The following is a 14,200-nucleotide window of genomic DNA, read 5'->3' as shown; positions in this document are numbered from 1 at the left end:
CTCTATCATGGTGAGTTATTGTAGAAAAAAGACTCTTTATTTTTAGAGTGTCGCATTCTTTTTCGCCTTTCTTCGCTCATGCCAGCTTTGTAACATCACGTAAAAAGCAGGCACGAAAACTACTGCAAGGCATGTTGAAGCCAACATACCGCTGCATACAGCAATACCAATAGACTTACGGGCATTAGCTCCAGCACCTGTAGCGAATACTAAAGGCATCACGCCAAGAATAAAAGCAAAAGAAGTCATTAAAATAGGACGAAACCGTGTTTTTGCACCAATCACCGCGGCTTCCATTATGGATTTGTTATGATACTCATGTTGTTCTCGTGCTACTTCAACAATCAAAATAGCATTCTTCGCTGCCAAAGCAATCAACAATAAGATCCCAATTTGAGTATACATGTTGTTCGCTATTCCCAAAGCGGATAAAGTTAATACCGTACCCACTAAAGCTAATGGGACACTCAACAAGATTGCTGCTGGAGCAACCCAGTTTTCATATTGACCCGCTAAGATGAGATAAACCAAGATCAGGGACAACATAAAAATATAATAACTTAAGTTGCCAGCAAGTTTTTCTTGATAAGCAGTACCCGTCCATTCAAAAGAGATCCCTGCAGGTAATACCTGATGCGCTACTTTTTCTAAAGCATCCATGGCTTGGCCTGAGCTATAACCTTGTGCAGCCATACCATAAATATTACTTGAGGGGTAAAGGTTATAAAGAGAAATAATGGAGGGTCCTGTAGTGGGAGTCATATCTGTTAGTGTTCCTAACGGCACCATCTCACCAGACTTATTTTTAACGTAATAATTGCGCACATCTTCAATAGACATTCGCCAAGGAGCATCCGCCTGTACATAAACTTGGAATACTTGTCCAAACTTTGTAAAAAGATTCACATAAGAGGAACCAAGATAAGTTTGTAAAGCATCCGATGCATCACCTATAGAAACACCTAAAGACTCTGCTTTAACTCTGTTGACGGGAGCTGAAAGCTGTGGCACTGAAGCGCGAAATGAAGTCATCATTCTCTGTAGTTCAGGATGCTGCATCGCATAACGAATTAATTCATCGGTGGCGGTTTGTAGTTTTCGATAATCAAAAGAACCATCTTGCAATTCAACTTGCATTTGGAAGCCCCCAGCATTTCCTAAACCCTGAATAGGCGGTGGGATCATCACTAAAATTTTAGCGCCTAAGTTCTTCTGTGCGACGTCATTTAGTTTTTTATACATTGCAAGTAAATCTTCCTTTTTACCACGCACACTCCAATCCTTAAACATCACATAAAGTGCGGCACCATTGGGAAGGCTAGCACTATTATCCAAAAGTGAAATACCATCGATGGTAATCACATTTTCAACCCCATCAATTTTAGATACTTCTTCACTTAAATCATGCATCAAAGCTTCAGTGCGCTCTAAACTCGAGCCATCGGGCAATTGCACGTTTAGCATTGCATAACCCTGATCTTCGGGAGGAATAAACCCCGTAGGAATACGACTTAAGCCTAAGATGGCAATTAACACTAATGAAATACCTATGAAACAAACCGTTTTATTTTTATGAACCAGTCTATCTATAAAGCCAATGTAGGCATTTTCTATAGGCAAATAAATACTATCGAAAAAACGAAATGCGGCATTCTTCTTCCTTTGCGGATCAATAGGTTTAAGCCATAGAGCGCATTGAGTTGGTTTCAACGTCATCGCATTGATGGCACTAATAAATGCCGTAGCTGCGATAACCAATGCAAATTGAGCATACATGGCACCCGTTAAACCAGGCATAAAACCCGCAGGCACAAATACAGCCATCAGTACCAGCGTAATCCCAATTACTGGTCCCATCAATTCAGCCATAGCATGAATAGCAGATTCTTTTGGAGGTGTTCCTCGCTCAATATGTTGCGTCACACCTTCAACAATCACGATCGCATCATCTACTACAATACCTATTGCTAAAACCAGGGCAAATAAAGTTAATAGATTAATGGAATAGCTTAATGCAAGCATGGCGAAGAAGGCACCGATAATTGTTACCGGTACAGTTGTCGTAGGCACTAAGGTTGCACGTGCATTCTGTAAGAAAACAAGGATAACAATTAAAACAAGAATACCTGCTTCAAATAAAGTCTTATATACTTCATCAATTGAAGCTTTTACGAAAATAGTAGTGTCAAATGGCACAGAGTACTGCATACCTGGAGGAAATTTTTTAGACATTTTTTCCACTGCTTTTCGCACTTCAGTAGCAACCTCTAATGCATTAGCACCAGGAAGCTGGAAAATACCAATAGCAGCTGCAGGTTTATTGTTTAATTTCGCAAGCTGGTTATAGCTATTAGAACCTAACTCAACACGACCTACATCACGTATGCGTACGATTTGAGCACTATTATTAATTCTATTACTGGTTGCCGATTGGTTAGGCTTTTGAGGAATCGTTTTAACAATAATATTGGAGAATTGATCTACATCTGCAAGTTGTCCAGGAACATTTACGGTAAATTGATAAGCAGGTTTTCCTGCTGATGGCGGCGCTCCAATTTGTCCTGATGAAATCTCTTGGTTTTGGTGGCTGATGGCTTCAAGAACATCACTTGGGTTTAACGAATAAGCCAACATTTTTTGAGGATCGAGCCAAACACGCATAGCATAAGTACCCGTTCCAAAAATAACTACGTTTCCTACTCCGGGTAAGCGTGCTAACTCATCTTGCATATTGATTGCTGCGTAATTATCTAAAAATAGACCATCATACTCATTGTTTTTAGACGTTAAAGTAATAAACTGTAAAATATTTGTGGACTTTTGTTGTACAAGAACCCCTTGCTTTTGCACTGATTGTGGTAATTGAGCCATTGCAGATTGGACTCGGTTTTGCACTAATACTTGTGCAAAATTCAGATCGGTTCCAATAGCAAAAGTAACGATTAAGGTATACGTACCATTATTGGTGCTTGTGGATTGCATGTAGAGCATATTTTCCACACCGTTTACTTGCTGCTCAATAGGCAAGGCTACAGTTTTAATTAAGGTTTCTGCATCAGCTCCTGGATAGGTAGTAGTTACCTGAATAGTAGGCGGAACAATAGCTGGATATTGAGATACAGGTAAGACAATTATAGCAACCAATCCCAGTAAAATTAGGAGTAGGGCAATAACATTTGCCAAAATCGGCCGCTCAATAAAAAATTTAGAAATCATTCTGCTTTCTTCTCACGTTTTGTACCAATTAACTGAACAAAATTTCTTACCTACCTGCATTATTGCTTGGCTTCACTAGCAACACTCGTTGATGCTGGTTGTTGTACCTGAACTTTATTTCCAGGGGTCGCATTTTGTAGGCCATCAACAATAACATTCTCTTGTGCATCCAAACCCTTAATCACAGCACGTACTCCTTCCTCTTGGCTGCCTAAGGTCACATGTTTTAATACCACGGCGTTATTGTTATCTACTGTCAATATGTACGGACCAATTTGGTCATAAAGAACTGCTGTATCAGGCACAGTTAATTGTTTTTGGGGTCGGGAGATTGCCACTCTGACTTTTACAAAAAGACCAGGAACAAAAACATAGTCTTTGTTTTGCAAGAGAGCTCTCAGCTCCATTGTTCCTGTTGAAGCGTTAAGGCCGGTATTAACAAAATCTAATGTCGCTTTATATTTAAAGGTCGTTTCATTTTGCAAGCTAATTTCAACCGGAACTTTACTAATGTCTTTGGGTTTAAATCCTTGAGCACGTGCAGCAGCTCTTAATTTAATTAAATCAAGTTCATTTAAATTAAAATACACATAGATAGGATCAATTTGCTCAATAGTAGCCAAATTTGTTGCTTCACCATGACCTACCAAATTGCCAACATCGACCAAATGGCGACCAATTCGTCCATCAAATGGAGCGAAAATATGCGTATAACCGTATGTAATTGCTGCATTCACTTCGTCAGCTTCTGCTTTATCAACTTCTGCGGTAAGTTCCAGCGTTTTAGCATACCACTTTTCTACTTCATTTAAAGAAGTAGCATGTTGTTTATACATTCGTTGCTGACGTGCGTATTCTGATTTGTTATAGGCAAGAGCGGCTTTTTGTGCAGCCACTGTAGCTTTAGCAGCCCTTAGTTGTTCAAAATAGGGCTCAGGCTGAATGACGAATAATTCTTTCCCCTTTTTGATGAATGTTCCATCTACAAACTCAATTGAATCAAGATAGCCTTCGACACGCGCCACCAGGTTGACCGAATTATAAGCCACCATAGTTCCTGTTTGCGTTACATACTCAACCATTTCTTTAAGTTTTGGTTTTTGTACGACAACTGTTGGCAAAGGAATAGTAGGCTCATTACTTTTGCTAAAAATATGTATTAATAAATAAATAAAAAATAAAATCGCAATTATTGCTACAACTTTGACTGATTTTGAATCTCTATTAAAGTTCATGCTCAATACCATTTCTGTTTAATTTTTCTTATGTAGCCTGGGCGCAACAAAGCACACCCTGGAACTAATTGTTTTTATAACACCTAGAGCTGCCTCATTTGGTGACAGCTACCAATTAGGTAAATAAAGTTCTTTTATTTTTTCTTTTTTAGTTCGGGGTGCCCTATGATTTTTCTCTTTAAGTAAAGTGCCCCAATTGGTTCGTGCAGCCATTTCAGCCTTTATTTGCTGCGGCACAACATCGTTACAACCGCGAATTTCCCAACCACCACCAAGAGCACGATAAAGAGATACTAATGCCTGGGGAATATCTGCTTGTGCATTAACAAGAGATGTTTGCACACTCAATTGTTGTTGCTCCGCATTAAGCACCGGAGTAAAGTCTGTTTCCCCTTCCATATACCGTATTATTGCTAATTTTAAGGTTTTAATTGCCGCATTATTTGCTGTCGTTAATGCACGCTCCGCTTTTTTAGCCTCAATATAGGCAACGATACTATTTTGTACTTCCTGCTGGGCTTTTAAAACCAAATTGACATAACTTAATAAAGCCTGCTGGTATGCAGCATCTTGTGCACGTACAGCGTTGGTAATTTGTCCATAGTTCAAAATTGGCCAAGTCACACTGGGACCTGCAGTTATGTTTCGATTAGACGGTTGAAAAAGGTCTGAAAGAGAATTTGAGCCAATACTATTGGAAGAAAAATTAAAAGTACCATTCAATGCCAGTGATGGGAAAAGATTGGCTTTTATTTCACCTATCTTGGCAGATTGAGCGACTGCTTCTAAACGTGCTTGATGAATATCGGGTCGTCGTGCTAATGTTTCTTTAGGAATGCCTACAGCCACACTTTGAGGCGCTCTGGGAATTCCGCGACTTTTTTTAAGCTGATTGTCGACACCATTGGGTACCGTTCCTAATAGCAGAGCAAGAGCATTTTTTTGCTGTTCAAGGCTGCTTTCTAAAGGTGGCAGAGAGGCTTCTGTTTGTGACAGCTCTGTCTGCGCTTGTTCAACATCAACAAGATTGGTTTGTCCTGCATTATAACGAGCACGAGCTATATTTAATCCCTCTCTTTGGACTACGATATTTTGCTTAGTTACCTTAATTTGTGTTTCATACATACGAACTTTGATATAAGTAGCTGCAACATCAGCAGTAAGAGTGACTAAAGCATTATCATAAGAAGCAAGAGAAGATAAAAATACGGCATCATTAGCTTGAATTGCGCGTCGATATTTACCCCAAAAATCAATTTCCCAATTCGCAGTAAATCCCAATGATAGTGTTTCGAATGAGGAGGGTAAAAGAGTTTGCAACTCACTACCGCCAATTTGGTAATAAGTAAAATTGCTAACTATAGCTTGTTGCTGTGGATAAAGCTCGCCAACGGATTGAGCCAATAATGCTCTAGTTTGCAAAACCCGAACTCCAGCAGTCTGCAGTGTTAAATTGTTGTGATAACCTTGATAAATTAAAGAAGTAAGAACGGGATCATGGAATACCTGCCACCATTTAGTATCTTTGAACGGAGTTTCTTTAACCGATGCATTTTTTTGGGGCCAATGTGCTGCAACTGGCTTTATGGGTTCTTTATAATTAGGACCAACCATACAGGCACTAAGCATCAGGCAAATGGCAAGAGTAAAAATCTTTAACATAAGTGCTAATATTTCCCTCTGAAATTGCTCCCCATCATGGAATGGTATTAGCTATTATTAGGTCTCCGTACTTTATCACTACTAAGGTCTATTTAATAGATCCAATCTTGACAATATTTGAATAGCTAAAATATTGTATTTTCTATCCTTAATATAAAAATTAAAAATCGCGTTAAATTGAAAACATTATTGAAAGCTCGAGTTGGAGATAGTGTGACGTTACGAATCGGTACGGGGAAAAGTAAATTAACGGTGACAAAAATTTCTTACGTCGTATAAGATAATTACTCAGGTGCCGAGCGCACCTCCTCAGATTTGTCCCAAACATAAAAGCCCCGTTATCTTCTAGGGCTCCAGCCTAGAACCCCAAAATAACTTCGTTAGCCGCCTGGTAAAATTTTTGCGACACAATCGTTTTAAAAATATACCCATTTTTATAAAACCTATTTTTATACTAAGTCGTATGAATAAAAGCATTGACATACTAAGGTGTTTTATCCAGTTTAAGTAGGTTATTTTTTGTTTAAATACTAGCAATATTTGTTGGCTTATAAAAATTGTCGCTTGTTTAAGAATATTTTTAGTCCTGAAGAAACAAGAGATGCTGGTCAATATCGTTTTGCTAACATATGAAATCGACAACAGTCTATACATAGGAACTACCCCCACAAAAAAGCCACCGCTTAAAGTGGCATATTTAGGGTCTTTTTTTGCCTGATATAAAATGATTTTCATCACGTTTACCCACAACACATTTAGATTACGATTGCGTGTTAATTGCATAAAAATATTTACAAAACTCAAGTCATGGGTTATTTCTTTACACACTTTACTGTCAAAACGTTTCAGTGATGCGGCACTAAAATTCTCTGCTTCGAAACATTCAATGATGCTTTCAGCTGCTAATCGTCCGCTCTGTAAAGCATATTGTATCCCTTCACCAGTAAACGGATTGATAAAGCCTGCTGCATCACCTGTGAGTAAAACCCTGTCTTTTACATTGATGGCAGCGGGGTCATAGCAAGATAAGGGCCAGCCCGCTATTTTAGTTATTTTCGTTTCTTGGCCGATTTTTTCTTTAAAAAAAGGATCTTTTTCCATCATTTCCAACAGCAGCGTTTTTAAATTGGTTTCATTTTTGGGGAATGTTCCCAATACTGCACCAATTCCCACATTGGCTGTTGTAGAGGATGTCGGAAAAAACCAATAGTACCCTGGAAAACTTTTACTTGTAAAAAAGAGCTCTGCATGGTGAGAGATACAATTAACATGTTCACAGTAAGCACGTACCGCAACTATTTTGTGATTTGGATTTGGTTTTTTACCTTGAAGAATTCGTGCTACCGTACTACTGCTTCCATCTGCACCAACCAGCATTTTGATTAAAAAGCGTCTATTTTTATCACTGTGATTGCAATCAACTGTAACATGCTGCTCATTAACGAAATAATTCAAAAGCTTACAATCAGTAATGACTTCCACTCCTTGTTGCTTTGCTGCGTTTACTATCCAACTATCAAGCAAAACTCGTGGAATGACTCTTCCATAATTAACAAAATCTTTAACTTTTGGGATATGATCCGTTATCAATTTTTGACCATCTATATAAACTGTGGCTGCTGTAACCCTATGGGTTGCTTTGAACTCATGGAGATCGGCAATTCCTATCTCCATGAGTTCTTTTAAAGCCACTGGAGAGACAAAATCGCCACAAATTTTATCTCTTGGGAAGGATTGAGAATCTATGAGTATTACTTTTTTACCCGATTGCGCCAAATAATAAGCACATATTGCCCCGGAAGGACCAGCGCCCGCGATTAAAACATCTGCATCCAAGTCATCTGTATTTAGCGAATTGTCTTTCTCTAAAATCGACTTATTCCCACAAAATGCCATAATATTCATTTCTCAAATATTTCATTCAATGAATACAACGTTGAGTATTGTAATATAACTGGAAACAATTTTACGAGTTGCTAAGCCTAACTCCGTCCAAAATATGACTGTCCCAACTACGCGAAAAACTTTCGACAGCACCTGTTTTCTACAAATTAGAATCAGATGTAATCACTTGCAATTGAGATACATTTTGCAAGCCGCGCGGTAATCTATTCCCTCTACGTCCACGTTCACCTTTATAATGATCGAGATCCCCTCCTTTTAAGGTAAAATGACGTTTACCTGCATGAACGGTAAGTGTATCGTTAGCAGTTAAAACTTGTACATCAATTACATATTCTTCGCGCGACACTACTTTAGCAGCAGGAATACTAATTAATTTATTTCCTTTTCCACGCGACAACTCTGGAATTTCTTGCATCGAGCAAATAAGCAATCGACCAGCACTAGTTGCACATGCAATGAAAAGCTCATCATGCTTAGGGAGTATTCGAGGAGGTAACATATGACTTGACTCAGGAAGCTTAATACAGGCTTTGCCATTGCGATTTTTTACATAAAGATCACCGATTTTCGCAATAAAGCCATACCCTGCATCACTCGCCAATAATACTGATTGCTCTGCTTCACCCCCTACTACAGCTTCAAACAAAACTCCTTCAGCTGGATTAAGCTTACCGGTCAAAGGCTCTCCCTGTCCACGTGCGGAAGGTAACACATGCCCAGGCAAAGAATAGACTTTTCCTTCGCTATCAAAAAAAAGGATTTGTTGATTGGAGCGAGCCATTGCTTGTGCTTTAAAGTCATCACCCGCTTTATAGCTCAATTCATAGCCATTTATATCATGACCTTTTGCGGCTCTAACCCATCCCTTTTTAGAAAGTACTACAGTAATAGGCTCATTGGGTAAAATATCCTCTTCTTTTAATGCTTGTGATTCTTGGCGAACAATTATTGGTGAGCGACGAACATCACCAAACTCCTCTCTATCGCTAATGATTTCTTCTTTCACTAATCTTTTTAGACGTTGCTCTGAAGCTAAAGTAGTCTGCAAATTATCTCGTTCCGCACAAAGCTCATCCAGTTCTCCTCGCAATTTTATTTCTTCTAATTTTGCCAAATGGCGCAATTTCATTTCTAAAATAGCTTCTGCTTGACGATCACTGATATTGAAACGAGCAATTAACCCTTGTTTGGGTTGCTCATGTTCACGAATAATAGCAATAACTTCATCAATATTCAGATACGCAATAAGCAATCCTTCGAGTACATGAATACGATCTAAAACTTTTGCCAAACGATATTCCAAACGTCTTCTTACTACTTGTATCCGATAAGTCAACCACTCAGTTAAGATCTCAACTAAACCCTTCACTCTTGGTTTACCATCAAGTCCTATCATATTGAAATTAACCCGATAACTTCGTTCTAAATCGGTAGTAGCAAACAAATGAGACATTAATCCTTCAATATCAATACGATTGGAACGAGGAACAATAACCAAACGTGTTGGGTGTTCATGATCAGATTCATCACGTAGATCCTCAACCATTGGCAATTTTTTTTGTTGCATCTGCAGTGCAATTTGTTCTAATACTTTGGCTCCTGACACCTGGTAAGGCAATGCAGTAATCACTATATTTTGTTTTTCCTGGCTATATACTGCCCTCATTTTTATAGAACCATTTCCTGATTCATACATGGAGCTAATAACTTCAGGTGGTGTAATTATTTCTGCCTCAGTGGGGAAGTCGGGGCCTTTGATATATTGGGTAATCGCAGCTAAATCTGCATCAGGATTATCCAATAAGTGCACGCAAGCATTGGCAACTTCTGTTAAATTATGGGGCAAAATATCCGCAGCCATGCCCACTGCAATGCCTGTTGCACCATTTAATAGGATATTAGGTAGCCGAGCTGGCAACAATGCAGGCTCTTGTAATGTACCATCAAAATTATCAACCCAATCCACCGTCCCTTGTAAAAGCTCTGCTAATAAAACTTCGGCATAACGCGATAGGCGTGCTTCAGTATAACGCATTGCAGCAAAAGATTTAGGATCGTCTGGAGACCCCCAATTCCCCTGTCCATCCACAAAAGGATAACGATAGGAAAACGGCTGCGCCATAAGTACCATAGCTTCATAACAAGCACTGTCTCCATGTGGATGAAATTTACCTAATACATCTCCAACAGTGCGCGCGGATTTTTTATATTTGGCAGTGGCTTTTAGCCCTAATTCAGACATTGCGTAAACAATACGTCTTTGAACGGGTTTTAATCCATCTGCAATATGCGGTAAAGCTCTATCTAAAATGACGTACATCGAGTAATCCAAATAGGCTTTTTCGGTAAATTCGGCTAATAATTTTTGTTCCGATAGTTCATTCATCTTTTTTGTATTCATAGTATTAATTATCGCTATTTAACCATCGTATGGCTTTATTACAAAGCGATTTTAACACAGGATTTGTTAGGATAGATAAATAACATCCGTGAATTGTGAATAACTTTGTATGATCTTGAATGACAATTACAAATATGATTATAACCAATTGAAAATTAAAATATTTTTTTATTGTGCGTTTTTTTCAAGCATCCTCATCCTGTGGATAACTTTGTGTATTAGCATAGAATAAAAGTACTAAGTTATTGTAAATAAAAAATTACTTTAGACTTTTAAAATTTCATATTCGATGAATGTTAAATGGTAACGTATAATCTATAATAAAGGAAAATTGATTAAGCAATTTGTTATGGACGACAATATCATCTCAAATTCAAAATTCAGCAAATTTTTACTTTATATTATTTTTATCCCTGCACTTACTCTTGTAACAGGGCTGGGGTTTTTATCCTATCTTGAAGTGAATAAAATGAGCGACGCCAATGAGTGGGTTGCACATACGTATCAAGTTATTCAAGATACTGATAAAATACTTATAACCATTCTCAATATTGACTCTCAAGAAGAAGCTTATCTTCTCTCTGGTAATGAGAAGTTTATAGAAAATATTGATAAAGTGAAATTTGACTTAAAAAATGATTTTGATAAGTTAATGAATTCAATTAGAGATAATCCCTCTCAAACAGAACGAATTACTCATTTTCTTGATTTAACCAATCAACGATTCAAACAATTAAATCAAATCATTCAATTAAAAATGAATGACAAGTTTAATACACCAGAGAGGATCAACTCATTTCTTCAAGAGCAAGATCTTTCCAATCAAATTAAGAGTGCGGCCCAAGAAATAAAATCTGTTGAACTCGTCTTATTAAAGGAAAGAAATCAAATCGCTTTCAATAGTACAAAAATGACCAACATTGCCATTATTATTGGTAGAATAGTTAGCATATGCGGTTTAATCATCGCGTTTATTTTGGCAAATAGAGAATTATCAAAAAGCCTCAAAGCGGAACAGGGCAGAAAAAATATTGAGAACCAATTAAGAGGTATTATAGAAGGAGCCTCTGATATGATTGCTGCTATTGATAATAATAATCGCTATATCCTGTTTAATGAAGCATATCAACGAGAGTTTAAGCGCTTATTTGGCAAACCATTATCTATTGGCATGACTCTAGATGAGAGTCTTGTAGATAGTCCTGCTTCAAAAAATAAATTGATAGAACAATGGAAAGAATCTCTAAAAGGCGGGGAATTTATACGAAATATTGAATTTGAGATCAATAAAGAACTTAATGTCTATGAAATTACTTCCAGTTTAATTAAAAATGGACATAATGAAACAAATGGTACTGTTCATATTATTCGCAATATTACCAAACATATCCAAGAGCAGCTCGAACTGAAAGAATCCTACGAAAAACTCAATGCAGGAATGCAAGCACTACAAGATAAAAATGAGCAAATTACGCTTCTTGTCGAGATGAGTGATATTATGCTTGCTTGCAGCTCCCAGGAAGAATTAAGTCATGTAATGACAAAATATTGTCAACGCATGCTCCATTTTGCTAGTGGTTATTTATATGTAATGCATCCCTCAAAAAATTATCTAGAAACAGCTGCAAGTTGGGGCTCACCAAACACTCAAGAGACTGCGTTTACTCCTGATGAATGCTGGGCGATTCGCTTGGGAAGGATGCATCAGGTAAACCAGGCTCATAATGAATTAATTTGCAATCATGTGAACCTTTCTAGTGAGCAGAAATTATCATTCTTATGTGTTCCACTCATGGCTCAAAATGATATTTACGGTTTATTATATATGGAAATCGCCCAAGAGGCTCCCATTGCATTTTCACAAAACCAACAACTTATGATTACTGCCTTTTCTGAGTTAACTGCTCTTGCCTTTGCGAATGTACGCTTAAGAGAAAATCTCCGTTATCAATCGATGCGTGATCCCCTAACTGGGCTATATAACCGCCGTTATTTAGAAGACTTTCTTTTAAAGCAAATTCATCAATCCGAACGAACAAAAAGTCCTATTGCACTCTTAATGTTAGACCTAGATCACTTTAAGAAAATAAATGACACTTACGGCCATGATGCTGGAGATGTTGCTTTAAAAGAGCTTGGAAAAATATTACAAGAAGATGTTCGTGTTGGTGATGTTGCAGCTCGTTACGGTGGAGAAGAATTTATTGTGGTCTTTTACAATACCGATGAAAAAATGATTAAGTCACGAGCTGAGAGTATTAGAAATGCAGTTTCTGGACTCCAAATAAAATATGGAGCGCAAGAGGTAGGCCCCATCACCATTTCTATTGGAATATCCATATATCCAACTCATGGCCATACCCCCACTGAGTTAATCGAAGCTGCGGATAAAGCTTTATATTTTGCAAAAGCAAACGGAAAAAATAGGATTGTTTTATTTTCTGACATTGAAAGTAAAAAGGCTTCTCTAAACAAAAAAAATGGCTAGGACGAACCCTCTGAGGGTCAATTAATGTAACCATTTACAGCAACGACTAAATATACAGATCAAGCAAACGATTTCGAGATCAAATTTGTTTTTTAAGAATAGATATCTTTTAGCTCTAAAAAGTATTTCATACCTTTTATATCGAACTCACGTTAAATATTTGTTATTTTACTTTCTTTATAAACCTCAGAAATTCGCTCGCCGTCCCAAATATACCTTAAATGACATCCCTGTATGGGTATAGTGAGTGCGGGAGGTCTTAATATAGCCATACATAAGCTATTTAAATTTCTGACACTTGGATAAAGTAAACCCCAGTGTTTTTCTTCATAAACTTTTTTTCCAAACCCCTGACTTTTACTATAACAAGCAGGATCTGGATTAAATAACTCTTCATACTTTTTATGGGTAATATCTATTAAGGGTTTCTTTATCTTAGCGAGATACTCTCTCATTGATATAGAACAAGGTTTTTCATTAGATGCGCTATAAAACCTTTCTCGATGAAAGCTAGTTTCCTTTATTGCTGTTTCAAGTGATGAAGCAGCATAATAAACACCAAAACTGCCATCACTAAATCGTGACTCAAAGCCAATATGTGTAAAAGCAGCCATAATAGGAGTCGATCCGGGACCACCGATCCAATCCTCTTTTTCTATCAAATTTATTTTACCGAACTCTGCAAGAATTCGTTCATTAGTTAGGCCTTCAAGAAGTGCAATTTGTTCAAGCTCTTCTGCAGAATCTGCCCAATCAAATAAAGTTACTGGTGGAAATTTGGAAGGTATTAATCGATGTACCTGTTCACTAAAATTTATAAAGCAATACATCCTAATAACCTCTCCAAAAATCCAGAAACTTCCTCACATCTGCAAGACGAACCATTCCCCCTTCCAGCATATATTCTTTTGGAGTTAGTCCCTTAAAAGGAGGTAAGTTATTTTTACGATTAATCCACGTCCTGGCTTGCTCTTCATCTTCGAACAAAATACGTAACGATTTATAAATTCCTAAAAGATAAGAAACTCGTTCTTTTTGATCTCTATTTAATTTTGCTTTATGAGAAGTATATGTAGAGCGAGGCATATCTCCCATTAAAATGCGAGCTTCATTTTCTTTTAAATCAAAACGATCCACAAGATTCGCTAAGGATTTCCATACAACGTCATCGGGTATGTCTTGTAAAGAACGTGTATTAGTTTGCATAATAAACTCCTCGTACTTTATTATACTATAGCACGCACAAAGACAAATGTCCATATAAAGACATTTCAGCGGGCTGATATACAGTCT

Annotated in this window: 8 protein-coding genes; 1 reads left to right on the top strand and 7 read right to left on the bottom strand. The window is 37.5% G+C overall.

Translation table 11 applies throughout. The features are described from left to right. Positions 1-42 precede the first annotated feature (42 nt). The 5 genes from Lgra_RS06635 to parC form a co-directional block, all read right to left on the bottom strand. Positions 43-3,216, bottom strand: a complete 3,174-nt coding sequence (locus Lgra_RS06635) for an efflux RND transporter permease subunit (RefSeq protein WP_058498470.1) — start codon at positions 3,214-3,216, stop codon at positions 43-45. Positions 3,217-3,275: 59 nt separating this feature from the next. After that, the gene (locus Lgra_RS06630) at positions 3,276-4,451 is read right to left on the bottom strand and encodes an efflux RND transporter periplasmic adaptor subunit (RefSeq protein ID WP_238584382.1); all 1,176 of its coding nucleotides are present in this window, start codon (positions 4,449-4,451) and stop codon (positions 3,276-3,278) included. Positions 4,452-4,559: 108 nt separating this feature from the next. Further along, on the bottom strand, positions 4,560-6,113 hold the full coding sequence (locus Lgra_RS06625) for an efflux transporter outer membrane subunit (RefSeq protein WP_058498468.1): 1,554 nt from the start codon (positions 6,111-6,113) through the stop codon (positions 4,560-4,562). Positions 6,114-6,458: 345 nt separating this feature from the next. Continuing rightward, positions 6,459-8,018: an NAD(P)/FAD-dependent oxidoreductase gene (locus tag Lgra_RS06620; RefSeq protein WP_058498467.1), complete on the bottom strand. Its 1,560-nt coding sequence runs from the start codon at positions 8,016-8,018 to the stop codon at positions 6,459-6,461. Positions 8,019-8,157: 139 nt separating this feature from the next. Beyond that, entirely contained in the window at positions 8,158-10,419 is a 2,262-nt protein-coding gene (gene parC, locus Lgra_RS06615; protein WP_058498466.1) for a DNA topoisomerase IV subunit A, read from the bottom strand. Between the two features lie 349 nt (positions 10,420-10,768). On the opposite strand from parC, the gene Lgra_RS06610 reads away from it, so the two are divergent. Further along, positions 10,769-12,907 carry a sensor domain-containing diguanylate cyclase gene (locus Lgra_RS06610; RefSeq protein ID WP_058498465.1) on the top strand — a complete coding sequence of 713 codons (2,139 nt, stop codon included), beginning with the start codon at positions 10,769-10,771 and terminating at the stop codon, positions 12,905-12,907. Positions 12,908-13,059: 152 nt separating this feature from the next. Here the strand turns inward: Lgra_RS06610 and Lgra_RS06605 are convergent, their stop codons facing one another. Then, complete coding sequence (locus Lgra_RS06605) at positions 13,060-13,737, bottom strand: RES family NAD+ phosphorylase (RefSeq protein WP_058498464.1); 678 nt, start codon at positions 13,735-13,737, stop codon at positions 13,060-13,062. Position 13,738: 1 nt separating this feature from the next. Then, positions 13,739-14,113: an antitoxin Xre-like helix-turn-helix domain-containing protein gene (locus tag Lgra_RS06600; protein WP_058498463.1), complete on the bottom strand. Its 375-nt coding sequence runs from the start codon at positions 14,111-14,113 to the stop codon at positions 13,739-13,741. Between the last annotated feature and the right edge of the window lie 87 nt (positions 14,114-14,200).

Source organism: Legionella gratiana, assembly GCF_001467695.1.
In the GTDB taxonomy this organism is placed as follows: Bacteria; Pseudomonadota; Gammaproteobacteria; order Legionellales; family Legionellaceae; genus Legionella; species Legionella gratiana.
Note: the sequence above shows the minus strand (reverse complement) of the source record. Positions and strands in the feature narration are given on the sequence as shown.

What these genes read in the sequence shown, in the direction of transcription:
- Lgra_RS06625 (WP_058498468.1), bottom strand. Translation starts at nt 6,113, where the DNA reads ATGTTAAAGATTTTTACTCTTGCCATTTGCCTGATGCTTAGTGCCTGT.
- Lgra_RS06630 (WP_238584382.1), bottom strand. Translation starts at nt 4,451, where the DNA reads ATGAACTTTAATAGAGATTCAAAATCAGTCAAAGTTGTAGCAATAATT.
- Lgra_RS06600 (WP_058498463.1), bottom strand. Translation starts at nt 14,113, where the DNA reads ATGCAAACTAATACACGTTCTTTACAAGACATACCCGATGACGTTGTA.
- Lgra_RS06605 (WP_058498464.1), bottom strand. Translation starts at nt 13,737, where the DNA reads ATGTATTGCTTTATAAATTTTAGTGAACAGGTACATCGATTAATACCT.
- Lgra_RS06610 (WP_058498465.1), top strand. Translation starts at nt 10,769, where the DNA reads ATGGACGACAATATCATCTCAAATTCAAAATTCAGCAAATTTTTACTT.
- Lgra_RS06620 (WP_058498467.1), bottom strand. Translation starts at nt 8,018, where the DNA reads ATGAATATTATGGCATTTTGTGGGAATAAGTCGATTTTAGAGAAAGAC.
- Lgra_RS06635 (WP_058498470.1), bottom strand. Translation starts at nt 3,216, where the DNA reads ATGATTTCTAAATTTTTTATTGAGCGGCCGATTTTGGCAAATGTTATT.
- parC (WP_058498466.1), bottom strand. Translation starts at nt 10,419, where the DNA reads ATGAATACAAAAAAGATGAATGAACTATCGGAACAAAAATTATTAGCC.